The sequence below is a fragment of the Pseudomonas sp. PP3 genome, from assembly GCF_905336995.1.
Taxonomy (GTDB): Bacteria; Pseudomonadota; Gammaproteobacteria; order Pseudomonadales; family Pseudomonadaceae; genus Aquipseudomonas; species Aquipseudomonas reinekei.
This window is the reverse complement of the sequence record NZ_HG995459.1, coordinates 3,879,629-3,904,683: the sequence shown is the minus strand read 5'-3', so window position 1 is coordinate 3,904,683 and position 25,055 is coordinate 3,879,629. Positions and strand designations below refer to the sequence as shown.

General features: G+C 55.0%; 26 protein-coding genes, 1 tRNA gene and 2 pseudogenes. 21 read left to right on the top strand and 8 right to left on the bottom strand.

Annotated features, from left to right (window positions below):
• Positions 1-21: 21 nt before the first annotated feature.
• Positions 22-1,050, top strand: a complete 1,029-nt coding sequence (locus KHO07_RS17665) for a nucleoside hydrolase (RefSeq protein ID WP_212625041.1) — start codon at positions 22-24, stop codon at positions 1,048-1,050.
• Between the two features lie 33 nt (positions 1,051-1,083).
• On the opposite strand, the gene KHO07_RS17660 is transcribed toward KHO07_RS17665, so the two are convergent.
• A complete protein-coding gene (locus KHO07_RS17660; protein WP_150733411.1) occupies positions 1,084-1,281 on the bottom strand; it encodes a hypothetical protein in 198 nt (65 codons plus the stop codon).
• Positions 1,282-1,413: 132 nt separating this feature from the next.
• On the opposite strand from KHO07_RS17660, the gene KHO07_RS17655 reads away from it, so the two are divergent.
• Both KHO07_RS17655 and KHO07_RS17650 read left to right on the top strand, forming a co-directional pair.
• Positions 1,414-1,719: a hypothetical protein gene (locus KHO07_RS17655; protein ID WP_150733412.1), complete on the top strand. Its 306-nt coding sequence runs from the start codon at positions 1,414-1,416 to the stop codon at positions 1,717-1,719.
• Positions 1,720-1,884: 165 nt separating this feature from the next.
• A complete protein-coding gene (locus KHO07_RS17650; protein ID WP_150733413.1) occupies positions 1,885-2,205 on the top strand; it encodes an I78 family peptidase inhibitor in 321 nt (106 codons plus the stop codon).
• Between the two features lie 71 nt (positions 2,206-2,276).
• Here the strand turns inward: KHO07_RS17650 and KHO07_RS17645 are convergent, their stop codons facing one another.
• Together KHO07_RS17645 and KHO07_RS17640 are read right to left on the bottom strand one after the other, a co-directional pair.
• A complete protein-coding gene (locus KHO07_RS17645; RefSeq protein WP_003179963.1) occupies positions 2,277-2,489 on the bottom strand; it encodes a cold-shock protein in 213 nt (70 codons plus the stop codon).
• Between the two features lie 292 nt (positions 2,490-2,781).
• Positions 2,782-3,084 (bottom strand): hypothetical protein, encoded by a 303-nt coding sequence (locus KHO07_RS17640; protein WP_150733414.1) that lies wholly within the window; start codon positions 3,082-3,084, stop codon positions 2,782-2,784.
• Between the two features lie 373 nt (positions 3,085-3,457).
• On the opposite strand from KHO07_RS17640, the gene thrS reads away from it, so the two are divergent.
• From thrS to KHO07_RS17595, 9 genes are all read left to right on the top strand, one after another.
• Positions 3,458-5,380: a threonine--tRNA ligase gene (gene thrS, locus KHO07_RS17635; protein ID WP_212625040.1), complete on the top strand. Its 1,923-nt coding sequence runs from the start codon at positions 3,458-3,460 to the stop codon at positions 5,378-5,380.
• Positions 5,380-5,931, top strand: coding sequence for a translation initiation factor IF-3 (gene infC / locus KHO07_RS17630; protein WP_169843736.1), 552 nt, complete (start codon positions 5,380-5,382; stop codon positions 5,929-5,931). The genes thrS and infC overlap by 1 nt, the downstream gene beginning before the upstream one ends.
• 60 nt (positions 5,932-5,991) lie before the next feature.
• Positions 5,992-6,186 (top strand): 50S ribosomal protein L35, encoded by a 195-nt coding sequence (rpmI, locus tag KHO07_RS17625; protein ID WP_002553160.1) that lies wholly within the window; start codon positions 5,992-5,994, stop codon positions 6,184-6,186.
• A gap of 28 nt (positions 6,187-6,214) precedes the next feature.
• Positions 6,215-6,571: a 50S ribosomal protein L20 gene (rplT, locus tag KHO07_RS17620; protein WP_007905879.1), complete on the top strand. Its 357-nt coding sequence runs from the start codon at positions 6,215-6,217 to the stop codon at positions 6,569-6,571.
• Between the two features lie 109 nt (positions 6,572-6,680).
• Positions 6,681-7,697, top strand: coding sequence for a phenylalanine--tRNA ligase subunit alpha (gene pheS / locus KHO07_RS17615; protein ID WP_150733415.1), 1,017 nt, complete (start codon positions 6,681-6,683; stop codon positions 7,695-7,697).
• Positions 7,698-7,723: 26 nt separating this feature from the next.
• The gene (gene pheT / locus KHO07_RS17610) at positions 7,724-10,105 is read left to right on the top strand and encodes a phenylalanine--tRNA ligase subunit beta (RefSeq protein WP_212625039.1); all 2,382 of its coding nucleotides are present in this window, start codon (positions 7,724-7,726) and stop codon (positions 10,103-10,105) included.
• Between the two features lie 3 nt (positions 10,106-10,108).
• Positions 10,109-10,411 (top strand): integration host factor subunit alpha, encoded by a 303-nt coding sequence (gene ihfA, locus KHO07_RS17605; RefSeq protein ID WP_002553164.1) that lies wholly within the window; start codon positions 10,109-10,111, stop codon positions 10,409-10,411.
• Complete coding sequence (locus KHO07_RS17600) at positions 10,392-10,748, top strand: MerR family transcriptional regulator (RefSeq protein ID WP_003179985.1); 357 nt, start codon at positions 10,392-10,394, stop codon at positions 10,746-10,748. Before ihfA ends, KHO07_RS17600 begins: the two co-directional genes overlap by 20 nt.
• Positions 10,749-10,838: 90 nt before the next feature.
• A tRNA-Pro gene (locus KHO07_RS17595) sits at positions 10,839-10,915 on the top strand.
• Between the two features lie 618 nt (positions 10,916-11,533).
• Here KHO07_RS17595 and KHO07_RS17590 read toward each other — a convergent pair.
• Both KHO07_RS17590 and KHO07_RS17585 read right to left on the bottom strand, forming a co-directional pair.
• Entirely contained in the window at positions 11,534-11,851 is a 318-nt protein-coding gene (locus KHO07_RS17590; RefSeq protein WP_212625038.1) for a hypothetical protein, read from the bottom strand.
• A gap of 487 nt (positions 11,852-12,338) precedes the next feature.
• Positions 12,339-13,265 carry an alpha/beta hydrolase gene (locus KHO07_RS17585; protein WP_212625037.1) on the bottom strand — a complete coding sequence of 309 codons (927 nt, stop codon included), beginning with the start codon at positions 13,263-13,265 and terminating at the stop codon, positions 12,339-12,341.
• 121 nt (positions 13,266-13,386) lie between these two features.
• Between KHO07_RS17585 and KHO07_RS17580 the strand changes: the two genes are divergently transcribed.
• The 5 genes from KHO07_RS17580 to KHO07_RS17560 all read left to right on the top strand — a co-directional run bounded on the left by KHO07_RS17580 (position 13,387) and on the right by KHO07_RS17560 (position 19,107).
• On the top strand, positions 13,387-14,325 hold the full coding sequence (locus tag KHO07_RS17580; protein WP_122597435.1) for a LysR family transcriptional regulator: 939 nt from the start codon (positions 13,387-13,389) through the stop codon (positions 14,323-14,325).
• A gap of 654 nt (positions 14,326-14,979) precedes the next feature.
• A complete protein-coding gene (locus tag KHO07_RS17575; RefSeq protein ID WP_212625036.1) occupies positions 14,980-15,750 on the top strand; it encodes an SDR family NAD(P)-dependent oxidoreductase in 771 nt (256 codons plus the stop codon).
• 77 nt (positions 15,751-15,827) lie between these two features.
• Positions 15,828-16,919, top strand: a complete 1,092-nt coding sequence (locus KHO07_RS17570) for a glycerol dehydrogenase (protein ID WP_238786348.1) — start codon at positions 15,828-15,830, stop codon at positions 16,917-16,919.
• Positions 16,920-16,966: 47 nt separating this feature from the next.
• A complete protein-coding gene (locus KHO07_RS17565; protein WP_027620510.1) occupies positions 16,967-17,929 on the top strand; it encodes a cyclase family protein in 963 nt (320 codons plus the stop codon).
• 161 nt (positions 17,930-18,090) lie between these two features.
• The gene (locus KHO07_RS17560) at positions 18,091-19,107 is read left to right on the top strand and encodes a substrate-binding domain-containing protein (protein WP_007913182.1); all 1,017 of its coding nucleotides are present in this window, start codon (positions 18,091-18,093) and stop codon (positions 19,105-19,107) included.
• Between the two features lie 18 nt (positions 19,108-19,125).
• On the opposite strand, the gene KHO07_RS17555 is transcribed toward KHO07_RS17560, so the two are convergent.
• Together KHO07_RS17555 and KHO07_RS17550 are read right to left on the bottom strand one after the other, a co-directional pair.
• Positions 19,126-20,073, bottom strand: coding sequence for a nuclear transport factor 2 family protein (locus KHO07_RS17555; protein ID WP_212625035.1), 948 nt, complete (start codon positions 20,071-20,073; stop codon positions 19,126-19,128).
• Positions 20,070-21,074, bottom strand: coding sequence for an LLM class oxidoreductase (locus tag KHO07_RS17550; protein ID WP_027620508.1), 1,005 nt, complete (start codon positions 21,072-21,074; stop codon positions 20,070-20,072). Before KHO07_RS17550 ends, KHO07_RS17555 begins: the two co-directional genes overlap by 4 nt.
• Positions 21,075-21,426: 352 nt before the next feature.
• Between KHO07_RS17550 and KHO07_RS17545 the strand changes: the two genes are divergently transcribed.
• The 4 genes and pseudogenes from KHO07_RS17545 to KHO07_RS17530 form a co-directional block, all read left to right on the top strand.
• A complete protein-coding gene (locus tag KHO07_RS17545) occupies positions 21,427-21,963 on the top strand; it encodes a 2,4'-dihydroxyacetophenone dioxygenase family protein (protein WP_007913179.1) in 537 nt (178 codons plus the stop codon).
• 84 nt (positions 21,964-22,047) lie between these two features.
• A pseudogene (locus KHO07_RS17540) lies at positions 22,048-22,185 on the top strand (LysR family transcriptional regulator); the annotation flags it as partial.
• A 60-nt stretch (positions 22,186-22,245) separates the two neighbouring features.
• Positions 22,246-23,396, top strand: a protein-coding gene (locus KHO07_RS17535) for an IS3-like element ISPsy29 family transposase (protein ID WP_094991499.1) whose coding sequence is annotated in 2 segments (ribosomal slippage) — positions 22,246-22,480 and positions 22,480-23,396 — 1,152 coding nt in all. Because the reading frame shifts where the segments join, the coding sequence is not laid out codon by codon here.
• A gap of 17 nt (positions 23,397-23,413) precedes the next feature.
• Positions 23,414-24,193: pseudogene (locus tag KHO07_RS17530) on the top strand (LysR substrate-binding domain-containing protein); the annotation flags it as partial.
• Positions 24,194-24,254: 61 nt separating this feature from the next.
• Here KHO07_RS17530 and KHO07_RS17525 read toward each other — a convergent pair.
• Positions 24,255-25,031 carry a DeoR/GlpR family DNA-binding transcription regulator gene (locus KHO07_RS17525; RefSeq protein ID WP_150694413.1) on the bottom strand — a complete coding sequence of 259 codons (777 nt, stop codon included), beginning with the start codon at positions 25,029-25,031 and terminating at the stop codon, positions 24,255-24,257.
• Positions 25,032-25,055 lie beyond the last annotated feature (24 nt).

Here is a 25,055-nt window from a genome sequence, read left to right as displayed (position 1 = left end):
ACCTTGCACAAGGAGTGCACCATGTACCGCTATATTCTTGAACTGCGTCACTTGCTTCGGAGTTTGCTGCTTTTGTCCGTAATCACCGCCACCGGCGCCCAGGCGGCGGAAAAGATTGATCTGATCATCGACACCGATCCCGGTGCCGACGATGTCGTAGCCCTGTTGTTTGCGCTGGCATCGCCGGATGAATTGAACGTTCGGGCGTTGACCACCGTCGCCGGCAACGTACGACTGGACAAGACCTCGCGTAACGCGCGGTTGGCCCGCGAGTGGGCTGGGCGTGAAGAGGTGCCGGTGTATGCCGGGGCGCCGAAACCGATGATGCGCACGCCGATTTACGCCGAGAATATCCACGGCAAGGAAGGGCTGTCGGGTGTCACCGTGCACGAACCGAAGAAAGGTTTGGAGCAGAGCAAAGCCATCGACTACCTGATCGATACGCTGATGTCAGCCAAACCCCACAGCATCACCATCGCCATGTTGGGGCCGCAGACCAACCTGGCCCTGGCATTGATTCAGGAGCCGGGAATCGTTCAGGGCATCAAGGAAGTGGTGATCATGGGTGGTGCTCACTTCAATGGTGGCAACATTACCCCGGTGGCGGAATTCAACCTGTTTGCCGATCCACACGCTGCCGAAGTGGTGGTCAAAAGCGGCGTGAAGCTGACTTACCTGCCTCTGGATGTCACTCACAAGATTCTCACCAGTGACTCGCGCCTGAAGCAGATTGCTGCGTTGAACAACAATGCCAGCAAGCGCGTGGGCGAAATCCTGAATGAGTACATCAAGGGTGATATGGAGCATTACGGCATACCGGGTGGCCCGGTGCACGATGCCTCGGTGATCGCCTACCTGCTCAAGCCCGAGCTGTTCAGCGGACGCTCGGTGAATGTGGTGGTCGACAGCCGCGAAGGCCCGACCTTCGGTCAAACCATCGTCGATTGGTACGACACGTTGAAAGCGCCGAAGAACGCCTTCTGGGTTGAAAGCGGCGATGCACAAGGCTTTTTTGATCTGTTGACCGAGCGATTGGCCCGACTGAAGTGATGCTTGCCCCCACGAGTGCTCACTTGTGGGGTGTTACGCTTGCTCAGGTGCAGTGACGGGGTATTTCGCGAAAACCTGCTTGATGAAGGACTGGGCGGCTTCGGTGCCCAGTTCCCTGACCAGCAAATCAATGCTGATGATTGCAAGCTCTTCCGAGCTGCCGGGGCTATAGGCGCTGTGACCCTCTGACCACTTGGCATTGATGGCGGCGTCGATGGTGATGGTGGTCATGGTTGCGCTCGTGCGGTCGGGTAAGTCTGAACCTTGAGTTAACCATTTTGCGGCGCGTTTGGCACTCCGACTTAGGCATGAGTGGAGGGCTATGCGACACTTGGTCTTTGCTCTCTTTTCAAGGACCGCGCTGTGCAGATCGATTTGAACACTTCCGACGGCTTGACCCTTGAAGCCGTACGCCAATTGTTGGCGGCGGCCAGCGACGATGAGCACACGCAGCTGCGTGTGACCAAGGGCGGCATCGCCTATATTTCATCAGGCGTGGTGGGCGGTAGCGACATCGACGGGCTGCTGTTTCGCCTGGAAACCTGGGCCAAGGGTTCCGGTTATGTCGGCCGCGTCGCTGCAAGTGACGAAGTCTGGGTCATGCAGATCTACAATGCGCTGAAACAGAACTGGCCGAAGCCGGCGTTCGATTACATCGACGTCTATTGAGCGCTGTTCATATTCAGTCACGATTGAACAGAGAAGGTGAGGGCGTTGCTCAGGCAAACTTGCCGTTTTGCGCGGCGAGGGCGGTTCAACAGCATGCACTGTGAAACCAAACGCCGGATTGGCGGTCGCACGATCTCAGCTTAACTACCGAAAAAAGGAGGCTTCATGCCTTGGAAGCTCGCGTCATTGGGTACTTTGTTGGCCGTTGCAACGTTGGCCGGTTGCAGCACTGCCTCCACCGAGTCGGCAACAGACCCTGTAACGACGACTGACACAGGTCACAGCCGTTGCGAAGCCAAAGCGGCCGAATTCACCATCGGCAAACAAGCTTCGCCCCAGTTGCTGGAACAGGCGCGTGAGCGTGCAGGTGCGCAGAATGCACGGTTCCTGCTGCCAACGGACATGGTGACCCTGGAATATCGCTCCGATCGCCTGAACCTGAACACTGATGCCAATCGTGTAGTCACCCGCGTCAACTGCGGCTGATCGCTCAGGCTTTTGTGTCACCCATAAAAAACCCCGTCACATGGACGGGGTTTTTTTAGTGCGCCTGGAAATTACTCTGGGCGAACTTGAGCAGCTTGCATACCCTTTTGGCCTTTCTCAGCCACGAAGGAAACGGTTTGGCCTTCTTTCAGGCTTTTGAAACCGTCGCTTTCGATAGCTTTGAAGTGTACGAACAGGTCGTCACCGCCACCTTGAGGAGTGATGAAGCCGAAGCCTTTTTCATCGTTGAACCATTTAACGGTGCCGGTTTGGCGATTAGACATGGTGTATCTCCAAGAAACATATATTTTCAGTAGTACTGTGCTGCTCAGGCCAACTGGGCACACCGGGGTATCATAGTCGAAATGTGCGCTTTGGGAGCCCCCCGCAGGTGCTGTTTGCCCTACAGTCACGCTTTCTTTGTTGCCTGATATGGCTGAAAGCCCCGATTTAAAAGGCTTTCGGCCGAAAGTAAAGAGGATAAAAAAAGCTGTAAAACCTGCATAAATTGTAGGAAAAGGCGATTTTCAGAGGCTTTTTAACCGCTGAAATCGCTTTTCCAGCGTTTTTTCAGGCTTACTTTTTCGCCGGAACGTTGGCTTTGCACTTGGCAATCTGCGTCAGGGCCTGCTGTTTCAGCCCGTCGCTGGCCGTGTTGTCCATCAAGGACTGAAGGTCCTTGGCCGGGTACGATTTGATTGCATCGGCGCCGCAAGCACAGTGGGATTTCGCAGCCGCAGCACCGATTTGCGGAGTGGCCGCTTCAGTGCACTGAGCCATGTATTTTTCGCGCTCGCCCTTGGGCCATTCGGCGTGCGCGGCCAGAGGCAACAGCAGGACGATAGGTGCGACTACAGCGAACAAACGATTCAGACGCATGCCGGGATGCTCCTTGTGGGTCAATGTCTTTTATCTGAGGGGTAAAGCACGGATCTAGTTCAGCACTCTGGCACAAAAACACCGGATTTGCCTTGGCAGAAAACCCGCGCACAGCCACGACCGTTCATCTGTGCTAGCATGCCCCGCTGAGGCTTTTGCAGGCTTCGGTCGACCTTCAGTCCCGGATGCGGCAACTGCCCGAATAACCCTGATTTGAATCCCAGTCACTCTGGTTCGATTTTCCGGTTGGCCGCAAGGCTCCTGCCGCTGTAAGGCAGGCGTTCGTCATTGAATGGCCTGGATCGGATCTTGTACTGGCTCATCCCAACCCACGTGACCTTTGGTAGGGGTCACCACTAGGAGAGGAGGCGCCATGCCAACTATTACTCTTCCCGACGGCAGTCAACGTTCATTCGATCACCCGGTTTCCATCGCCGAGGTCGCCGCATCCATTGGTGCCGGCCTGGCCAAGGCCACCGTGGCCGGCAAGGTCAATGGCAAACTGGCTGATGCCAGCGACATCATCGACAGCGACGCGACGCTGCAAATCATCACGCCAAAGGATGAAGAGGGGCTGGAGATCATTCGCCACTCTTGCGCTCACCTGGTTGGCCATGCGGTCAAGCAGTTGTACCCGACAGCCAAAATGGTGATCGGGCCGGTCATCGATGAAGGCTTCTATTACGACATCGCCTTCGAGCGTCCTTTCACGCCGGACGACCTGGCCGCTATCGAACAGCGTATGCAGCAGCTGATCGAAAAAGATTACGACGTGATCAAGAAAGTCACTCCGCGCGCCGAAGTGATCGAAGTGTTCAGGGCTCGCGGCGAAGACTACAAGTTGCGCCTGGTCGAGGACATGCCGAACGAGCAGGCCATGGGCCTGTACTATCACGAAGAATACGTCGACATGTGCCGTGGTCCGCACGTGCCGAACACCCGTTTCCTGAAATCCTTCAAGCTGACGAAGTTGTCCGGCGCCTACTGGCGCGGCGACGCCAAGAACGAGCAACTGCAGCGCGTTTACGGCACCGCTTGGGCGGACAAGAAGCAACTGGCTGCTTACATTCAGCGCATTGAAGAAGCCGAGAAGCGCGATCACCGCAAGATCGGCAAGCGCCTGGGCCTGTTCCACACCCAGGAAGAGTCGCCGGGCATGGTATTCTGGCACCCTAACGGCTGGACTCTGTACCAGGTGCTCGAGCAGTACATGCGCAAGGTTCAGCGCGACAACGGCTATCTGGAGATCAAGACTCCGCAAGTCGTTGACCGCAGCCTGTGGGAGAAATCCGGGCACTGGGCCAACTACGCCGACAACATGTTCACCACTCAGTCGGAAAACCGCGACTACGCCATCAAGCCAATGAACTGCCCTTGCCACGTGCAGGTGTTCAACCAGGGTCTGAAGAGCTACCGCGAGTTGCCGATGCGTCTGGCCGAATTCGGTGCCTGCCACCGTAACGAGCCATCAGGTGCGTTGCACGGCATCATGCGCGTGCGTGCGTTCACTCAGGATGACGCCCACATTTTCTGCACCGAAGAGCAAATGCAGGCCGAGTCCGCAGCGTTCATCAAGCTGACAATGGACGTCTACGCCGATTTCGGCTTCAAAGACGTCGAGATGAAGCTGTCCACTCGTCCGGAAAAACGCGTTGGCTCCGACGAATTGTGGGATCGCGCCGAAGCAGCATTGGCTGCAGCCCTTGATAGCGCTGGCCTGCCGTACGATCTGCAGCCGGGCGAGGGTGCATTCTACGGTCCGAAGATTGAGTTCTCGCTGAAAGATTGCCTCGGCCGAGTCTGGCAGTGTGGTACCCTGCAGCTCGATTTTAACCTGCCTGTCCGTTTGGGCGCCGAATATGTCTCCGAAGACAACAGCCGCAAGCATCCGGTTATGTTGCATCGGGCGATCCTGGGCTCCTTCGAACGATTCGTCGGAATTCTGATCGAGCACTACGAGGGTGCATTCCCTGCGTGGCTGGCTCCGACCCAGGCAGTGATCATGAATATCACTGATAAACAGGCAGATTTTGTTGCCGAAGTAGAAAAAACTCTCAACGAAAGCGGGTTTCGTGCCAAGTCTGACTTGAGAAATGAAAAGATCGGCTTTAAAATCCGCGAGCATACCTTGCTCAAGGTTCCCTATCTCTTGGTTATTGGGGATAAGGAAGTCGAGATGCAGACTGTCGCTGTGCGTACTCGTGAAGGTGCTGACCTGGGCTCGATGCCCGTCGCCCAGTTCGCCGAGTTCCTCGCGCAAGCGGTTTCCCGGCGTGGTCGCCAAGATTCGGAGTAATTATTATTAAGCGTGAAATGAGACAAGATAAACGAGCTGCACCGAAAGCCCCGATCAACGAGAATATCTCGGCACGCGAGGTTCGGTTAATTGGCGCTGACGGCGAGCAGATTGGCATCGTCTCGATTGATGAAGCGCTTCGTATTGCTGAAGAAGCCAAGCTTGATCTGGTAGAAATCTCCGCCGACGCAGTCCCACCAGTTTGCCGGGTGATGGACTACGGCAAATCGATCTTCGAAAAGAAGAAGCAGATTGCGGCAGCGAAGAAAAACCAGAAGCAGATTCAGGTAAAAGAAATCAAGTTTCGTCCAGGGACGGAGGAAGGGGATTACCAGGTAAAACTGCGCAACCTGGTACGTTTCCTGAGTGACGGGGACAGGGCCAAGGTATCCTTGCGATTCCGCGGCCGTGAGATGGCCCACCAGGAGCTGGGGATGGAACTCCTCAAGCGAGTTGAAGGTGACTTGCTCGAGTACGGTTCGGTCGAACAGCATCCTAAGATGGAAGGACGCCAGCTGATTATGGTCATCGCCCCGAAAAAGAAGAAGTAATCAACAGGGCACGGCAGGCCTTCTGATTATGTTTATCAACTGAATGCGGAGTATCCGAACATGCCAAAAATGAAGACCAAAAGTGGTGCTGCTAAGCGGTTTCTGAAAACTGCTAACGGTATCAAGCACAAGCACGCTTTCAAGAGCCACATCCTGACCAAAATGTCGACCAAGCGTAAGCGTCAACTGCGCGGTAGCAGCTTGCTGCATCCGTCTGACGTGGCAAAAGTCGAGCGCATGCTGCGCCTTCGTTAATTTTAGTCAAGAATAGAGGAAGTAACTCATGGCTCGTGTAAAGCGTGGCGTCATTGCCCGTAAGCGTCACAAAAAAATTCTGAAACTTGCTAAAGGCTACTACGGCGCACGCTCCCGCGTATTCCGTGTTGCCAAGCAAGCGGTAATCAAGGCAGGCCAATACGCCTACCGTGACCGTCGTCAGAAAAAACGTCAGTTCCGCGCTCTGTGGATCGCTCGTATCAACGCTGGTGCTCGTATCAACGGTCTGTCCTACAGCCGTTTCATCGCCGGCCTGAAAAAAGCGTCCATCGAGATCGACCGTAAGGTTCTGGCTGATCTGGCAGTGAACGAAAAAGCGGCGTTTGCTGCGATTGTCGAGAAAGCTAAAGCCACCTTGGCTTAAGTACCCCCGACAGTCACCCGGCCTCACCTCTGTGGGGCCAGGTGTTAAACGTCATAAATAGGGGAAGAGCCTTCAAGCTCTTCCCCTATTTTGTATCTGGAGTCTGTACATGGAAAACCTGGATGCGCTCGTCTCTCAAGCACTAGAGGCTGTGCAAAGCGCTGAAGATATCAATGCCCTGGAGCAAATCCGGGTTCACTACCTTGGCAAAAAAGGTGAATTGACTCAGGTGATGAAGACCCTGGGGAATTTGCCGGCAGAAGAGCGTCCGCAAGTCGGTGCGCTGATCAACGTTGCCAAGGAGCGTGTCACAGACGTTCTCAATGCACGCAAGGCGTTGTTTGAAGAGGCCGATCTGGCTGCCAAACTGTCCGCCGAGTCCATTGACGTGACCCTGCCGGGCCGCGGTCAGACCTCCGGTGGTCTGCATCCGGTTACCCGCACTCTGGAACGCATCGAACAATTCTTCACCCGCATTGGCTACGGCATTGCCGAAGGCCCTGAGGTCGAAGACGATTATCACAACTTCGAAGCGCTCAACATCCCAGGCCATCACCCGGCCCGGTCGATGCACGATACCTTCTATTTCAATGCCAACATGTTGTTGCGCACCCATACCTCGCCGGTACAGGTCCGCACCATGGAGTCAAAACAGCCGCCGATCCGCATCGTCTGCCCAGGCCGTGTGTACCGTAGCGACTCGGATATCACCCACTCGCCGATGTTCCACCAGGTCGAAGGCCTGCTGGTAGATCGCGACATCAATTTTGCCGACCTTAAAGGCACCATTGAAGAATTCCTGCGGGTGTTCTTCGAGAAAGAACTGGCTGTGCGTTTCCGTCCTTCGTACTTCCCGTTCACCGAGCCATCCGCCGAAGTCGATATGGAATGCGTGATGTGCAGCGGCAAAGGCTGCCGTGTCTGCAAGCAGACTGGCTGGCTGGAAGTCATGGGCTGCGGCATGGTTCACCCGAACGTGCTGCGTATGTCCGGGATCGACCCGGAGGAGTTTTCGGGCTTCGCCTTCGGCATGGGCGTTGAGCGTCTGGCCATGCTGCGTTACGGCGTGAACGACTTGCGTCTGTTCTTCGACAACGACTTGCGGTTCCTCGCGCAATTTCGCTAGTCGTAACGAATTTTTAGGAGAGCAGGATGAAATTCAGTGAACAATGGCTGCGTGGCTGGGTTAGCCCGCAGGTAAGTCGCGATGAGCTGGTTGCTCGTCTGTCGATGGCCGGTCTTGAGGTCGATAGCGTTACGCCGGCCGCCGGTGTATTCAGCGGTGTGATCGTGGGCGAGGTGCTCAGCACCGAACAGCACCCGGACGCCGACAAGCTGCGTGTTTGCCAGGTCAGCAATGGTTCGGAAACCTTCCAGGTCGTGTGCGGTGCGCCAAACGTGCGCCCTGGCCTGAAGATTCCGTTCGCCACCATTGGTGCCGAACTGCCGGGCGACTTCAAGATCAAGAAAGCCAAGCTGCGCGGCGTTGAGTCCAACGGCATGCTGTGCTCGCAGGCCGAGCTGCAAGTCGGCGAGGGCAACGATGGCCTGATGGAACTGCCGGCCGATGCGCCAGTGGGCCAGGACATTCGTGAATACCTGAACCTGGAAGACGCCAGCATCGAGGTCGACTTGACCCCGAACCGCGGTGACTGCCTGTCCCTGGCCGGTCTGGCCCGTGAAGTCGGCGCGCTGTATGCCGCCAAGGTCACGCGTCCAGTGGTTGCCAGCGTTCCGGCAGTTCACGACGAGGTGCGCTCGGTTGAAGTACTGGCACCAGCTGCCTGCCCGCGTTATCTGGGGCGTGTGATCCGTAATGTCGACCTGTCCAAGCCTACGCCGCTGTGGATGGTAGAGCGCCTGCGTCGTGCTGACGTGCGTAGCATCGATGCTGCCGTCGACATCACCAACTACGTGATGCTCGAACTGGGTCAACCGCTGCACGCTTTTGATCTTGCCGAAATCAACGGCGGCATCCGCGTACGCATGGCCGAAGAAGGCGAGAAACTTGTATTGCTCGATGGTCAGGAAGTCAGCCTGCGTAGCGATACGCTGGTGATCGCTGACCACACCCGCGCGTTGGCAATCGCTGGCGTCATGGGTGGCGAGCACAGCGGTGTCAACACCGCGACCACTCGCGATATCTTCCTGGAAAGTGCGTTCTTCGATCAGATCGCCGTCGCTGGCAAGGCCCGTTCCTACGGCCTGCACACCGATGCATCGCATCGCTACGAGCGCGGCGTGGACTGGCAGCTCGCCCGTGAAGCCATGGAGCGCGCCACTGGCCTGCTGCTGGAAATCACCGGTGGCGAAGCCGGCCCGATCATCGAAACCGTGAGCGAACAGTACCTGCCGTCGATTGCGCCGGTGACCCTGCGCGCTCAACGCATCACCCAGATGCTGGGCATGGAAATGGACTCGGCTGAAGTTGAGCGTCTGCTCAGCGGTCTGGGCCTGACCATCACCGCTGACGGGGCAGGGCAGTGGCGCGTAGAAGTGCCAAGCCATCGCTTCGACATCAGCCTGGAAGTCGATCTGATCGAAGAGCTGGCGCGTCTGTACGGCTACAACCGTCTGCCAGTTCGTTACCCGCAAGCGCGTCTGGCGCCGCAAGCCAAGGCAGAAGCGCGTAGTGACCTGCCGGAACTGCGTCGTCTGTTGGTCGCCCGTGGTTATCAGGAAGCGATCACCTACAGCTTCATCGATCCGAAACAGTTCGAGCTGTTTAATCCGGGTGTAGAGCCGTTGCTGCTGGCCAATCCGATTTCCAACGACATGGCTGCCATGCGTTCGTCGCTGTGGCCCGGTCTGGTCAAGGCGCTTCAGCACAACCTGAACCGTCAACAGGACCGCGTGCGTCTGTTCGAAAGCGGTCTGCGTTTCGTCGGCCAGCTCGAAGGCCTGAAACAAGAGCCGATGCTGGCCGGTGTGGTTTGCGGTAGCCGTCTGCCGGAAGGCTGGGCACAGGGTCGCGACACCGTGGACTTCTTCGACGTCAAGGCTGACGTGGAAGCGGTGCTGGGCTTCGCCGGTGCTCTGGATGCATTCACGTTCGTGCCGGGCAAACACCCGGCGTTGCACCCGGGTCAAACCGCGCGCATCGAACGCGAAGGTCGTCTGGTGGGCTTTGTAGGTGCTATCCACCCTGAATTGTCGAAAACCCTGGGTCTGGATCGTCCGGTGTTTGTTTTCGAGCTGGTTCTGGCGGAGGTGGCGTCGGGCAAAATGCCTAAATTCCACGAGTTGTCGCGCTTTCCTGAAGTGCGTCGTGACCTTGCACTGATTGCGCACAAAGACGTTGCAGCCTCGGCTGTATTGGACGTAATCCGTGAAAATGCAGGCGAATGGCTGACAGACCTCAGGCTATTTGACGTATATCAGGGTAAAGGTATTGATCCTGATAGAAAAAGCCTCGCAGTTGGCTTGACCTGGCAGCATCCATCGCGCACTCTTAATGACGATGAGGTGAATAACACGACGCAAAACATCCTCACCTCGCTCGAACAAAGGTTGGACGCCACGTTAAGGAAGTGACGTATGGGGGCTTTGACGAAAGCTGAGATGGCGGAACGTCTGTATGAAGAGCTGGGCCTGAACAAGCGGGAAGCCAAGGAATTGGTTGAACTGTTTTTCGAGGAAATCAGGCACGCTCTTGAAGACAACGAACAGGTCAAATTGTCCGGTTTCGGTAATTTCGATCTTCGGGACAAACGCCAGCGGCCTGGCCGCAATCCGAAAACGGGAGAAGAAATCCCGATCACGGCTCGCCGTGTGGTCACCTTTCGTCCAGGGCAGAAGTTGAAGGCCCGAGTTGAGGCTTATGCTGGAACCAAGTCATAACGACGAGCTACCCGTCATCCCAGGCAAACGCTACTTCACCATTGGTGAAGTTAGCGAGCTGTGTGCGGTAAAACCGCACGTACTGCGCTACTGGGAGCAGGAGTTTCCTCAACTCAACCCCGTCAAACGCCGCGGAAACCGCCGGTATTATCAGCGCCAGGATGTGCTGATGATCCGGCAGATCCGCGCACTTCTTTACGATCAAGGGTTCACCATCGGCGGCGCACGCTTGCGTTTGTCCGGCGATGAGGCCAAAGACGACACCACCCAATACAAGCAAATGATCCGCCAGATGATCGCCGAGCTCGAAGATGTTCTGGTGGTCCTCAAGAAATAAATTCCTGCTTTTAAATACTTCCAGTTTTCAAAAGCTTGCGATATATTCTTGAGCGTTCCTCGAGGTTGAGGAATGAGTTTCACGCCTAGTCGGGGCGTAGCGCAGTCCGGTAGCGCACTAGCATGGGGTGCTAGGGGTCGAGTGTTCGAATCACTCCGTCCCGACCATATAAATCAAGGGGTTGCGAGATTTTATCTCGCGACCCCTTTTTATTTTTGGTCGTTTTTACCCCCACAAAACCACCGGCTCTGGGTGGAGTCCTCACGGCTTCCGCGTGGGCGGGCGCAGGCTTTGGCGCTCACGCGTGGTCTCTTTACCAATGTTGTTTGGTCTTTCTCTTCGGTCCTGACGTTTTTGAGTGTTTAAGACTATTTTCCTGCTTATTGAGAACTACATACGGGTCAACCATCAGCTTGTTTATCTCAGGTCGCTCGGGTCATCCTGCGTACCCGGTAGTTAGGCTTGGGCGGCACTGGGATCGTATAGCCGTCGGGGACTAGACTGCGTAGGTCATAGCCCATCATGAATAATCCAGCTTCAAAGGCGTGGCAGCGGTCTACCAGCTGAGGCTGCTTGGCGAATAGTTCGGACCCTTCTAGTACCGCGCGGATGATCCAACCTAATTGGAGCTGGCGCCGTGCCCAAAGGTGGTGACTGGTGGTGGAGAGTTGCGGTGTACCGTTGTAGCCAAGCATTAAGTGTTTTGGGTTTCGAATCTGGTCGCCGATCCCTGGCCCCCAGGCGAAGTCCACTACCTGCGGCGCAGTGGTGCCGGTGCCTTGGCGTTACAGGCAGTAGAGCAGCGCGATGGCGGCACCGACCCGGCCGTCATAGATTGGAGAGCCAGTGGTGTCGAGCAGGGCATGGATCTTAGTCATGCCCGAGTCGAATCTTAGGATGTTCTGCTTGGTGAGGTGGTTGAGCTGCTGCTTGCGGTCCAGCGCGAGAAGCGCCTGGCACTGCTTTAGGTAATTCATCAAGTTCTTGTCGTGCATTTGATTCTTGAGGAATCCGACGGCGCCATCGACTTTTCTCCACGCTAGGATCGCTTCGCAGGCTCCATGCGTGGCGAACTCATCGCGGGCGCGAACCGCCAAACGCAAGCGAATGCGCTGCCGGCGCAGCTCCGCCTTGACCGTCTCCCAATTCCCGCCCCACTGGTATTCGCCGCTTCGATACCTTGAACCTTGCAGTCGATCGCGTTGCGCACGAGCCTACTGCGCGCGACCTTCAGATGTACTGGAAGAGTGGGAAGGTTTTCGATTAGCCACTCGATGAGGCCGAGCATGTCCGGTTGCTCGAGAAACTGCTTGCGATTCATTCCATGGTGCCTGGTCGCGCCGTGATGCGGATGATGCTCTAAGGTGGCGCACGACGGGGTAGACTCGGGGATTGATCGTGCTGCGGTCTCGTGTCACCGGAAAAACCATGTTCTGAGTTCAGTGGACATGACCTGCCAAGAAGGGGGGGTAAGTGACAAGAGTTGGGCAGGGCGCTTGCTCAGGTTTTTTATTAGCCTGATGAAGCTTTTGTGGAACAGCATTAGTAAAACCGCGACAGCAGGAAAAGCCATCGCGGTTGTTCTGCGTTTTAGCGGTTAGCGTTGGCCAAGCCAGCCTCGATGAAGCGAACGGAACTTTCCATAGCCTGCTGACCTTCTGGCAGCATGGTGGCGTAGAAGTGCCAGGCGTGGAACATCGCAGGCCATACTTCCAGGTTCACGCGAACCCGGTTATCAGCCAGGTGAGTTGCAAGGCGCATTGCATCACTCAACATCAGCTCGTTCTCGCCGATCTGCACCAAGATTGGTGGAAGACCGGTGACGTCCGCGAACACAGGTGAGGCCAGAGGATGATTGGCCAATGTGTCGCCTAGGAATGCTCTGGCGAGGATGTCCAAGACAGGCTTGGAGTTCAGAGGATCCAGACCTTCACGGTTGCTCATGGAAGCACCGGTGTGTTCAAGGTTCGCCCATGGTGAGATGGAGGAGCCAACCGCAGGCAATGGAAGCCCTTTCGATTTAGCCGCGACCATGACGCTGACGACCATTGCGCCGCCAGCCGACTCGCCAGAGAACGCAATTTTGTTAGCCGGGATTTTCTGCTCAAGCAACCATTCGTAAGCGCGCAATGTGTCGTCAATTGATGCTGGGAACTTGTGCTCAGGAGCGAGGCGGTAGTCCGGCATGTACACACGAGCACCGAGCATTTTCGCGTAGTTGCCGCCGATACCGTGGTAGCCGTCTGGACGTCCTACAATGTAGGCGCCGCCGTGGATGTACATCACGACCGCGTCGGTTTTGATCTCGTCCGGAGTAACCAGTGTGCCTGGTACGCCACCCATGTCGACTGCTTCGAATTTAACGCCAGCTGGCGCTGGATTTTGCGCGAGCATTTTTGCGTAAGAGTCGCGGATGTCGCTCATTTTTGTGGTGGTATCGATTCCCTTAAGAACGGGTACCAGATCGCTAAGGCTATTGGCCCAGGTTTGGACGGCTGCTTGGACTTTAGTGTTCATAATGACCTCAATTGATCGTTGGGAGTGGATTAGCTAATTGAGATACTATGCTTAGTATTGGGGAATAGGGTTCCCCATAACAGGTGCTAAGCCGCCCGAACGTTGAGACCACCGAGGCCCTATGGAACTCCATAACCTGAATGATATTGCCGCGTTTGTGAGCTCGGTAAACGCTGGAAGCTTCACTGCGGCGGCAAAACAGCTTGGCCTCACGCGCTCTGCAGTGGGGAAGTCGATAGTCAGGCTCGAGGCTCGTTTACAGGTACGTTTACTGAATCGCACTACGCGCAGTTTAAGCATGACGGATGACGGCCAGGTTCTGTATGAGCGCTGTGTGGGCGTTCTTCAGGATCTGGACGACGTGGAGGATGCCCTTGCGTTTCGTCGTTCGACACCCAGTGGGCGACTGCGGATGAGTCTGCCGGTTGCGCTGGGCAGACTTCATGTCCTTCAGCACATTGAGTGCTGCCTTAAGGATTGGCCCTCCCTGAGCGTGGATATCACCTTTTCTGACAGGCTGGTCGATCTGATCGATGAGGGATTTGATTTGGCCATGCGCATCGGGCCACCGAAGGAAGATTCTCGGTTGTTAACGCGCACTGTGGCCTACCAACAAATGATTACCTGCGCTTCCCCCAAATATTTGGCTGAGCATGCCGAGCCTAAAACGCCGGAGGATTTATCCGAGCACCAGTGCCTGCATTTCGTGAGCGGTGGGAGATTGCTTCCTTGGAATTTTCGCGTGAATGGTAGCTCTGTGTCCGTTACTCATGGTGGAAGGCTACAGATGGACAGTGCTGAGTCATTACACCAGTCAGCTGTAGCTGGCCTGGGCATCGCGACTCTTCCTTCCTACGTGGTGAACGACGATTTGAGGAGCGGCAAGCTTGTTCAATTGCTCGCTGGGTATGCAGAGGCCGCAGAGCCTATTCGGGTGATCTACCCTAGCAAGCGGCACCTCTCTCCCAAAATTCGACTCTTCATCGATAAGCTCGTGGAGGCTTGGTCACCATGCCCACCATGGGATCAGCATTCTGCGGAAGGCATTCATTCTGCCTGACCCGTGAGTGAAGCCCGCACGACTAGTCGATACCCAACATATGCATCGCGTATTCATTTCACTTGAGCACCGACTTCCAGGCGTGGGCACTGCGCCCGTATTCCGTGCATCTGCCAAAGGAGCTGGTGCCTCATAGGCTTAGTGCGCCGGTGTTTTCCACATCCTCAATATGATTGGCGCAGATGCTCATGACTGCGTTTCGTCGGAACTACTGGCGCTCCTTGCTGGGGAAGTGACCATGCAGACCGCTTGACAGCGGTCAAATATCCGAATAAAAATGAAGCGCTTCATAAATATCTCTTTCGAGAATAAATACAAAAATAGAGTCGTGAAAAAACCACAGATTTTGTTGGCTTAGGTCCGCAGGCTGTGAGAATGAAACGATTCATATTTGCCGTTTTCCTAGGCAAGTCTGGAGATCATAATGATCACTGCATCATTAGCCTTCGCTCGGTCAACGACGCAGGCTGCCCTCGCCACTCTCTTACCTAAAGTCACAGACCGCTCCGGCACGGGGGCACTGGCTTCGCCACGCAAATCTCCTAAAACCACCCGCCTATATGAGTCCAAAATTTTCGGTCAGCCAGTGCGGCATCGGACGCGTTTGAGCATCACCGCCTCTTGTTTCTGTTTTTTCAGCGCGGGGAATTTGGCATGACGAATCTTCGACATTCAGGACGCACAGTTCTCATTACCGGGGCAGGAGGGGGCATCGGTGCCTCAATTGCCCGGCTGTACTGCGAGGAGGGCGCGCGGGTTGCCTTGGTAGATTTCGACGAACAGTCAGTTTCCGAGCTTTCCCGGCAACTCAGTGCTGCCGGACATTTGGTGGCTTGGGCTAAAGCTGACGTATCAGATTTCGCTCAATGCAGTCGAGCCTGTCTTGAGCTTAGTGAGCAGCTCGGCCCGATCGACACCTTGATCAACAATGCAGGCGTGTCACCCAAACATCAGGGCGCACCCGCACCGATTTGGGAAATGGATCCTCTGGAATGGGAAAGGGTCGTCGGCATCAACCTCACTGGCTCGTTCAACCTGGTTAGGGCAATCGCGCCGGGAATGGTTGAGCGCGGCTTTGGAAGAATCGTGAACATGTCTTCCGTCGCCGGTAGCGCCTATTTGCCTATTGTCGCGGCGCATTACAGCGCTACTAAAGCCGCGATTATCGGTTTTACCCGTCACCTGGCAGGCGAGCTCGGGCCCTATGGCATTACTGCAAACGCACTGGCTCCGGGACGAATCGAAACGCCGCTTCTTAAAACCGTTTCTGCGCAGGCGAACCAGGCAGTCGTTGATGAGACTCCGTTGGGCCGTCTTGGAACGCCACTTGAGGTAGCTAAAGCAGCATGCTTTTTGACTTCAAACGACAGCGACTTCATCACGGGCCAAGTTTTGGATGTGGCGGGTGGCTGGTTGATGCGCTGATCCATCCGGGCTCGTATTCAACGTAACGATTTATCTCACGGTTTTTTTAAGCAGCGGGTGGTGGCATGGTTCGAACAATGGGTTTTCCTGGCCGATACGAGCAAGGGCCTGGCGCGCTAAAACAGCTTGGCAGAATCCTTTCCGATATGGGGCAATCGCGCCCTTTGGTCTTGTGCGACGAGTTCGTCTCGAAGCATCTGTGGCCTGAGGTAGGGAACGCATTGTCAGAGCATGGCTTCGAGGCGAACAGTATCGTTTTTCCTGGTGAATGCACTAAAGCTGCAATTGCGTCTCTCTGTGAGCGATCAGCAGATTACAGGCCAGACACCATCATCGCTTTGGGCGGGGGTAAGACAATTGACACGGCTAAAGGGATGGCAGCTCAGCTTAACGTCCCCATTGTCGTATGCCCGACCATTGCTTCCAGCGACGCCCCAACCAGCCGTTTGATTGTGCTTTACGACGAAGCGCACAAGGTCGTTGGTGTCGAGTACCTGAACATGAACCCCTCTGCAGTAGTCGTGGACACCGAAGTGATTGTCCGTGCGCCTGCAAGGTTTTTCGCCGCAGGCATCGGCGACGCCATCAGTAAAAAGTTTGAGGCGCAACAATGTCAGTCTGCCGGAGGCAATAACTCATTTGGTACTCCAGCGTTGAACACTGCATTGCTGCTAACAGAGGCAGTGTTTAAGACGCTTATGACCTACGGGTACAGCGCTTACCAAGCAGTAGGCCGGCACGAGGTTAATGATGATGTCGAGCGGGTTGTTGAAGGAACCGTCCTTATCAGTGGCGTTGGGTTCGAGAGTGGCGGCTTGTCGTTAGCCCATGCGCTTGTGCGAGGTCTTACGTCAATTCCTGCGATTACTTCCATGCTGCATGGTGAGCTTGTCGCATTCGGGACGCTGGTGCAGATGTCCGTCGAAGAGCGCCCAGACTCAGAGATCCTAGAGGTCGCTCAGCTTCTGAATGATGTGAATCTTCCCGTCACCCTTGACGGCCTTGGCCAGACCTCTGCGTTTACCTCTGAGGAATTGGACATTGTCGTCCAGGCAACCCTGGGTGCGGTGTACGCGAAAAATATGGCGCCAGCCCTTACGGCTGAACGACTCATCCGAGGACTCGCTCGTGCCGACGAGCTGGGACAACGATTTGAACGTTTCAACTAACCGCTAAATGCAGCACAGCTAATCCAAGAATAAAAGAGGCTCAGAAAATGACAGACAAGACCGTTCCGCATATTCATGACTTGCTCAAAGACTCCCCTAAGAACTGGGGTAAGTGGGGCCCGGATGATGAGGTAGGCTCACTCAACTACCTTACAGGTATCGAAGTTCTCCAAGGGGTCAAAGAGGTCAAGCAAGGCAAGACATTTACTTTGCAGGTACGCATGGCAGATCCTGCTGGTGACCCGGTCTGGCCTGGTCGCTCCCAGTCAAAACGCATGAATATCATGGATCGTGGTCACTACAACTGTGGCAAAGGCCCACATTTTCCGGGCTCTTACGAGTTCGCCGACGACGTGATGTTTTTTCATCTTCAAGGGTCAACTCAGTACGACGCCCTTGGGCATGTCTGGTACGACGATCAGATTTGGAATGGCTACAGCGCCGATACCACTATCGGTTCCCTGGCCAAGGCGAGCGTTGCTCCATTGGGTGAAAAAGGCATCGTTGGCCGAGGCATTCTGATCGACATAGCGCGCCACCGTGGTAAAGACGTGCTGGATGCAGGTGAAACGTTCAACCATGAGGATTTAATGGCTGCGGCCCGGGCTCAAGGCGTCTCTATCAACAAGCGCGACATTCTCATCATCCGCACTGGATGGATCGGCTCGTTTTATAAACGCGACCCGGAAGAGTTCTACAAAGACTTTATCGAGCCAGGCCTGACCTACAGCCCTGAGCTGGTGAAGTGGTTTCAGGAGATGGAAATTCCGAACATCGTTACCGACACCATTGCTAACGAAGTCACCGTCGATCCCGTGTCAGGGGTTGCGTTGCCGTTGCACAATGCACTCATGAGGAACTTGGGCATCACTCTCACTGAGATCGCTCAGCTTGATCCTCTCGCTGAGGACTGCGCTGAGGACGGTCAGTGGACGTTTCTCTATACCGCAGCCCCTCTAAAGGTCGTTGGCGGAACCGGAGCTCCTGTGAATCCGATCGTCATTAAATAAGTGTTTTTGCCTGGGGGCAGCAGAAACGCCGCTCTCAGGTTTTTCCCTCCAATTAACGGCTCCCGAACGGCGGGCTGTTGGCTTATCATCCTCTGCGCAAATCGAGGGCGTTCTTCTGATCGTCCTGTCTCCGCGCTACGATCGAGGATGCTGAATCTCCAATGAAAAAAATCGAGAAACCGAAGCTCAAGGATGTGGCTGAATTGGCGGGCGTCTCGATGGGGAGTGCTTCAAGAGCATTGGCTGTCCCGCACTTAGTGAAACCTGCAACGCTGGCCAAAGTACAAGCAGCTGTTCAAGAGCTCGGGTACGTGCGAGACGGGGCCGCGCGTGCTTTGGCATCCAGGCGCACGCACAGCATCGGAGCCGTTTTTCCTACTTTTAACAACCCTGCGTTCGCTGAAGCTGTCCAGGCCCTCCAGTTAAGGCTAACGGAGCTTGGGTATCACCTAATCATTTCTTCCCATGAATACGACCAGGCGCAAGAACTGGTAAACGTAAGGAACATGATTGAGCGGGGCGTCGAAGGCCTACTGTTAGTGGGTACTGAACATAGTCCTGAAATTTATGAAGCACTAACTGCCGCCCAATGCCCATTCATTCTCATGTGGTCGCTAGATGGTGCTCACGACCATCACTGCGTGGGGTTCAGCAATGAGGAGGGTGGTCGATTGATAGCCAAGCACTTGCTTAGCCTTGGTCATCAAAGTATCGCCATGATCAGTGGAGTTGTTTCTAACAACGAACGGGCAAAATACCGTCTGAAAGGAATCACCGCTCAGCTACTCGAGTCAGGGATAGAGCTTTCAAGTGAACGGATTATTGAGCAGCCATTCACGATTGAGGGAGGGCGCGCCGGGCTGCGGATTGCTATGGAGCTTAACCCCAAGCCTACGGCCATTGTCTGCAGCACTGACCTCACCTGTATCGGAGCGTTGGCGGAAGCGCGCTCTAATGGGATCGACGTCCCCAAAGAACTATCAGTCAGCGGTTTCGATGATATCGAGTTCGCGGCTGCCTACGTGCCAGCCCTGACGACCGTCAGGGTGCCGACTTCGAAAATTGGTATCAGCAGCGCCAACAACATCGTTGCGCTGATCGAGGGGCGCCCACTTGCACGCCGCGAGCGCATACAAATCGAACTCGTCGTCCGAGATAGTACGGCGCCACGGCCCTAGAGCGTTTCCGGGAAGGGACTAAGCTCTTGGTGCTTCATTGGCATTGAACCAGCCTGGGCGGTACTCGCTCCAGGTCAGTTGCCAGAATCCTTCATGCTTGCGACGAAGCCGCATCCGATAATGCGCGCCATAAAGAGGCGTGCCATCTTGCGTGTGTGAGTTTCCAGGAATGACTCTGCCGACAATCATTTCCGCTACACCCTTTTCCTCGTCGGACTTGATCTCCAGCACGTCCGCGAAATGCTGCATCCACGGCCAGGGCCTGCGAAACTCTTTGAAGGAGCCGATGATCGCGTGGCGCCCTTCAATAAGGCCCATCGGTTGGAAATCACCAGCGGCGTCGTTGGCAAAGCAATGGGCAAGTAGCTGCATGTCAGCCTGATCCAGCGCCCATGAGTAACGAGCGTAGGTTTCAGCAATACACTCCTCGCTGGGTACCGAAGGCGTTGAGCTTGGGAAAGCAAGCCATGGCGCGTTCAGTTCGCTCACGATGGTCGGAGCTGGATCGCCAATCCTCCATCCGTCGTCACCTGGTGGAAGCTGCCAGTGAGTTGCAAGCGAGTAGTCCCCGGTTACCCAATTCAAGGCAATCAGCACGCTGTCGAGGTGCCAGGTGCCTGCTGTCTTTTTCAGAGAGCCCGTGACAGTCATTCCAAATCCGAGCTTGGCCGACTTTGTGGCTTTGCCGATATGGCCATAGACGTAGAAACTGAAAGTGGCGTCGGTTTCTCCACCTCCCACATAGTGATTGGTTGCCTTCACTGAAAAGCCATCAGCCTTGGCACGGTCTTGCTGGAAAGCTCTGACAATCTTGCGTCCACCCTCATGAGCGGACATGTGGCTTGTCACCAACTGGCAATTGTCAGTGAATATATCCCCAGCAGATTCCCAATTACCGCTCTCCCAGGCTTCCAGAAAGGTGGCTATAACGCCCTTAATGTCGGTGCGATCACTTGAGCCGGTCACTGGGTCACCTGCGAGGCAGGTTGGCCTATGGGAAAGTGTGGCAGGACATACTCAGCCATTTCCTCCAGGACATCAGCGGCTGGTCGCTGCAGAGGTTTGATATTCAGTGCGACGTGTGAAACACCCTCATCCTGTTGCCGTTTCCAGAGCTCCACCAGAGCATTACGCCCGATCCTTATTCCGTTGTAGCCGCGTTCCAGCGGTGTGTTCGGATCCTTCGCCAGATCGAAAAATGTCGCGTAGCCGTATGGTTTTGCATTGCCGGTCTGGCTGGCAGAACGGAACTCGCGGATGAGGCCGGGCAAACGATTGAAGTCGCTCAGATGCCAAATCCATGCATCGGCATTATTGGCTATCCACTCAAGCGTCTGACGGGCCCGGCCCACGACAATCATGGGGAGTCGAGGGCCAACTGGCTTGGGTACCATGTCTAGCAAGCCTTCCAGCTGGCCGAAAAGTTTGGTTGAGACGCTTGGGAAGCTGTTTTCAGTGACTGTCTTAATCAGCTCGAAGCCTTCCCGGTATCGTTCTTCTCTCGCTTCGAAATCAATCCCGAATGCGGGATATTCAATCGGGCGATCTCCGCTGGATAGTCCTAGCAAGAAACGACCGCCGGTTAGCTGGTCGACCGAAACGGACTGCTTAGCGACGATCAGTGGTTCACGTAACGGAAGAACGATGCCCGTTGTGCCCAAGGCAATGTTTTTGGTAACAGCAGCCAGATATCCCAGATATACAAACGGGTCGATCATTTGACCAGTATCACCAAAGCTCGGGTCATAGAAGGGCACATCTCTCATCCACAGACTTGCGAATCCAGCCTCGTCCGCGATGCGAGCAAGGCGTTGATGATCCTGCAGCGTGGGAAACGGTGAATTCGGATAGCCCTCCAAGGGCATGATGTATCCGAAGGTGAGGCCTTCGGGCTGGAACACTCGCGAATAGGCCGGATGAGCTGCAAGCTCGGGACTGAGCTCAAGGGAAGGGCTGAGAGAAGTCATTGCTAAACCTCATTATTTCAAGCCGATTACTACTGTGTAAGCGGCTTTCAGATGAACAGGTCTGCATGGTAGTGAAGGTATTGGGGAAAATGTGTCCCCTCTGATGGGGCGCGATCCACTGGTGGCCGCTATTCACTCAATGAAAAATCTGCTGGGTCAATCGCTTGAACTCGTCCGCAGTAGGCGTCTTAGATGAGACGCGGCCTTCAACGGGATGAGTCTTACGCGCTGTGACGAGTGGTCACAGATGGTGTGAATTTCTGAGTATTCTCCTGTGCGAGAGCATCACCTACTCTCACTCAGCGATTGAAATCCTGGCTCGCTCGCCAGTCACACGTTGAGAGAAATTATAATGAATACGCCCGTTAAACCTGATGAACTTGCCATTCCTTATGCTTTGCCGCAGGTGCCTTTCATGTCTCCAGACATGGTGCATCCAGGCGTTATGACCACTTGGCTCGAAGACGATAATCTCTGGGTGCCTGTCACCAAGTCAGTATCTTTCAAACCACTGCTGCTGAGCGTTAGCGGTGGGTACTACATCAACTTGCTCCGAGTGCGGCAGAGCGGGGTTTTGTCTCGTCACCGCCACTCAGGTGCAGTGCATGCGATCGTGTTGAAGGGGCGTTGGTACTACCTCGAACACGATTGGGTTGCTGATGAAGGCTCCTTTGCATTCGAGCCGCCAGGGGAGACTCACACTCTGTTCGTCCCTGAAGATGTCGAAGAAATGATTACTTGGTTCCACGTTCAGGGTGGCTACACTTACGTCGACCCACAGGGTGTCGCGGTTGGCTATGAAGACGTTTTCACCAAGCTGGAAGCTGCCCGCAGCCATTACAAAAATTTGGGCTTGCCGGACGATTATATCGAGCAGTTCATTCGCTGATTTTGGTTCAAAAAAGAACGCGCTACGGCGCGTTTTTTTGTGTAGATAAACAGGTAGATTCAGTCGCGTAAGGAGCGTACCGAAATGGATCAATACTCCCAAATGCTAGCCTTCATCTGGTCAACAGAGTGCGGAAGTTTTTCTGCTGCCGCCAGGGCGCATGAGATGACTCCGTCGGCCATCAGTAAATTGATAGCGCGGCTAGAGGATCGGCTTCGGGTGAATCGCCCCGGGTTTCGTAGACACCTCCATGCCTTAAACTAAGGCCAATCAGGAGGTGCCATGAGCAACCCACGTTATCCCGAAGAATTCAAAATCCAAGCGGTCAATCAAGTGACCGAGAAGAAGTTGCCTGTCGCTGATGTGGCGGCGCGTCTTGGCGTGTCGACGCATAGCCTCTATGCCTGGATAAAGCGCTACAGCAAACCTCAGGCAGAACGGCAGCAAGACGATGATCAGCACGCTGAACTGCGTCGTCTGCGAGCCGAACTCAAGCGGGTCACCGAAGAGCGAGACATCTTAAAAAAGGCCGCCGCGTACTTTGCCAAGGAGTGCGGTTGAAGTACGCCTTTATCAAGCAGCGAGCGGGCGACTATTCGATTCGACGGCTTTGCCTGACGCTGAAAGTCCATCCCAGCGGTTATTACGCCTGGCTGTCTGAGCCGCAATCTGTACGCGCCAAAGACGACCAGCGACTGCTGGGTTTGATCAAGCATTCCTGGCTGGAGAGCGGTGGCGTTTATGGCTATCGCAAAGTCCATGACGATCTGCGCGAAGTCGGTGAGGATTGTGGTCGGCATCGTGTGGCGAGGCTGATGCGTCTTGAAGGTCTGCGCTCTCAGACAGGGTATCGACGCCGTCCTGGCAAATACGGCGGTAAGCCAGCGGTCGCCTCACCCAATTTACTGAAGCGCCAGTTCGATGTCGTAGAACCCAACAAAGTTTGGGTCACCGACATCACTTACATTCGTACGTATGAAGGCTGGCTGTATTTGGCGGTGGTGCTGGATCTGTTTTCTCGTCAGGTCGTTGGCTGGTCAATGAAGTCGCAGATGACCAGTGATTTGGCCATTGATGCGTTATTGATGGCGGTTTGGAGGCGAAAACCGAAACAAGAGGTGATGGTTCACTCCGACCAGGGCAGCCAGTACAGCAGCTCCGATTGGCGCAGTTTTTTGAAGGCAAACAATTTGGTTGCCAGCATGAGCCGCCGAGGCAATTGTCATGACAACGCCGTGGCTGAGAGCTTTTTCCAGCTTCTGAAACGGGAACGAATCAAGCGGAAAATCTACACCTCACGGCAAGATGCTCGTAGTGATGTGTTCGATTACATCGAGATGTTCTACAACCCAAAACGCCGCCATGGTTTCAACAATCAGCTGTCACCGGTAGAGTTTGAAAAACGTTACGCAATGAGCTTGCAAGGTGTCTAGAAAATCTGGGGCGATTCAGGGTTCGACTGTTCCAGAGGGGTTCCCGAGTCCTCACTCTGACGGAGGAGGGGGCTGCTTATCTGCGCAGTGCGAAAGCTGTGGTTGAGGCGATGAGTGAAGCTGACTCTCTGGCAGAAGGGCTTCCTTCAAGGGTCAGTGGCACGCTTCGCATCCACACGATGACCTCTTTTGCGAAGCAGCAGATCGTGCCTTGGTTGCCGGAATTCCTCGACACATATCCCGGTCTTGATGTCGAGATTCAGTTAGGCGCTCAGTTCGTTGACCAGTTCGAGCAGGGATTGGACATAGCCATCCATAGCGGGATTCTTCCGAGCTCTTCCAGAATCGCGAAGAAAATCGGCGAGTGTGAATGGTTGCTGTGTGCCTCACCTGACTACTTGGAAAAGTATGGAACACCGCAGCAGCCAAAAGACCTGATGAATCATCGATGCTTTAATTTCAGTTTTGCCAGCCCTTGGAACAAATGGGCCTTTATCCAGGACGGTCTGGGTGTGACGACCCCTGTGAAGCCCCGAGGATCGTTTACCCAAGGCGAACTGCTGAGGGACATGGCCAAATCAGGCGCGGGTATAGTCCGCCTTGCAGATTTCCACATTGGAAAAGACATTCAAGATGGTTCTCTGGTGCTTCTGCTTGACGAGTATAAAGCAGAGATCTTGGAGCCTATTTACCTCCTTTATTCAGACCGTAAGCATCTGAGTCCTCGCATCCGAGTTTTCATCGAGTTTTTTCAGGAAAAATGGATTAAGCATCCATGGAAGGTAGTAAGGCCTTGAGCCTTTAAGCTTTTACAGTCAGTTCGGCACCGACGCTTCATTGTGCTGGTAGCTGGCAATTTCAGCGTGCCATGACGACATTGGAAATCTGTGTAAAGAAAGGCTCCAGCCTTTCTCGTGGAGCATCATGTTCAACCACTAGGGCTGCGACCTCACCACACTCCGCCACTTGATAATGCGCGACGCTAGAGAGCTTCTCATTGGTCGCAGCGATAACCAGCTGGCCGCTCGCCGCGATGACCGCGCGTTTGAAGTCGGCGTCCTCCAATTCGAATGCCGTCACGCCATTGTCAGGGTCGATAGCGCAGGCTCCGATAAAGCAACAGTCAAAGTTAAAATGCTGTAATTGCTGGACTGATCTTAACCCCGTCACGCCTCCCGTCATCGGATTCAGACGGCCCCCCAACAGAATGACCTCGGCGCCTGGCAGTCTCATCAATTGCACTGCAATTAATGGCGAGTTGGTGGTAACGGTCAGTTGCAACTGTGGATCAATCGCACTGGCGATCGCCATATTTGTTGAGCCCGCATCAATGAACACATGTTGTCCTGAGGTCAAAAATGAGGCGGCGGTCTTACCAAGTCTATTCTTGCGCGACGAGTCCTGAAGTACCCGGATATCCATAGGATCCTCCGATTCACGCATCAGGATTGCCCCGCCGTAGACGCGCTTACAAAGCCCAGCAGCCGCTAAGGCACTTAGATCGCGTCGTATAGAGTGCTCGGATACACCGAACTCACTCGCCAGATCGGTTGCAATCACACGCCCATACCTTCCCAGGCGGTCTTGAATAAGTTGCTGGCGTTCTCCAGGAAACGTTTCAAGTGTCGAGGTCATGCTTAAAATCCTGCTAAAACGATC

Coding starts and splice junctions, on each gene's coding strand:
- KHO07_RS17665 (WP_212625041.1), top strand. CDS start 22: ATGTACCGCTATATTCTTGAACTGCGTCACTTGCTTCGGAGTTTGCTG.
- KHO07_RS17660 (WP_150733411.1), bottom strand. CDS start 1,281: ATGACCACCATCACCATCGACGCCGCCATCAATGCCAAGTGGTCAGAG.
- KHO07_RS17650 (WP_150733413.1), top strand. CDS start 1,885: ATGCCTTGGAAGCTCGCGTCATTGGGTACTTTGTTGGCCGTTGCAACG.
- KHO07_RS17645 (WP_003179963.1), bottom strand. CDS start 2,489: ATGTCTAATCGCCAAACCGGCACCGTTAAATGGTTCAACGATGAAAAA.
- KHO07_RS17640 (WP_150733414.1), bottom strand. CDS start 3,084: ATGCGTCTGAATCGTTTGTTCGCTGTAGTCGCACCTATCGTCCTGCTG.
- thrS (WP_212625040.1), top strand. CDS start 3,458: ATGCCAACTATTACTCTTCCCGACGGCAGTCAACGTTCATTCGATCAC.
- rpmI (WP_002553160.1), top strand. CDS start 5,992: ATGCCAAAAATGAAGACCAAAAGTGGTGCTGCTAAGCGGTTTCTGAAA.
- rplT (WP_007905879.1), top strand. CDS start 6,215: ATGGCTCGTGTAAAGCGTGGCGTCATTGCCCGTAAGCGTCACAAAAAA.
- pheS (WP_150733415.1), top strand. CDS start 6,681: ATGGAAAACCTGGATGCGCTCGTCTCTCAAGCACTAGAGGCTGTGCAA.
- pheT (WP_212625039.1), top strand. CDS start 7,724: ATGAAATTCAGTGAACAATGGCTGCGTGGCTGGGTTAGCCCGCAGGTA.
- ihfA (WP_002553164.1), top strand. CDS start 10,109: ATGGGGGCTTTGACGAAAGCTGAGATGGCGGAACGTCTGTATGAAGAG.
- KHO07_RS17600 (WP_003179985.1), top strand. CDS start 10,392: ATGCTGGAACCAAGTCATAACGACGAGCTACCCGTCATCCCAGGCAAA.
- KHO07_RS17585 (WP_212625037.1), bottom strand. CDS start 13,265: ATGAACACTAAAGTCCAAGCAGCCGTCCAAACCTGGGCCAATAGCCTT.
- KHO07_RS17580 (WP_122597435.1), top strand. CDS start 13,387: ATGGAACTCCATAACCTGAATGATATTGCCGCGTTTGTGAGCTCGGTA.
- KHO07_RS17575 (WP_212625036.1), top strand. CDS start 14,980: ATGACGAATCTTCGACATTCAGGACGCACAGTTCTCATTACCGGGGCA.
- KHO07_RS17570 (WP_238786348.1), top strand. CDS start 15,828: ATGGGTTTTCCTGGCCGATACGAGCAAGGGCCTGGCGCGCTAAAACAG.
- KHO07_RS17565 (WP_027620510.1), top strand. CDS start 16,967: ATGACAGACAAGACCGTTCCGCATATTCATGACTTGCTCAAAGACTCC.
- KHO07_RS17560 (WP_007913182.1), top strand. CDS start 18,091: ATGAAAAAAATCGAGAAACCGAAGCTCAAGGATGTGGCTGAATTGGCG.
- KHO07_RS17550 (WP_027620508.1), bottom strand. CDS start 21,074: ATGACTTCTCTCAGCCCTTCCCTTGAGCTCAGTCCCGAGCTTGCAGCT.
- KHO07_RS17545 (WP_007913179.1), top strand. CDS start 21,427: ATGAATACGCCCGTTAAACCTGATGAACTTGCCATTCCTTATGCTTTG.
- KHO07_RS17525 (WP_150694413.1), bottom strand. CDS start 25,031: ATGACCTCGACACTTGAAACGTTTCCTGGAGAACGCCAGCAACTTATT.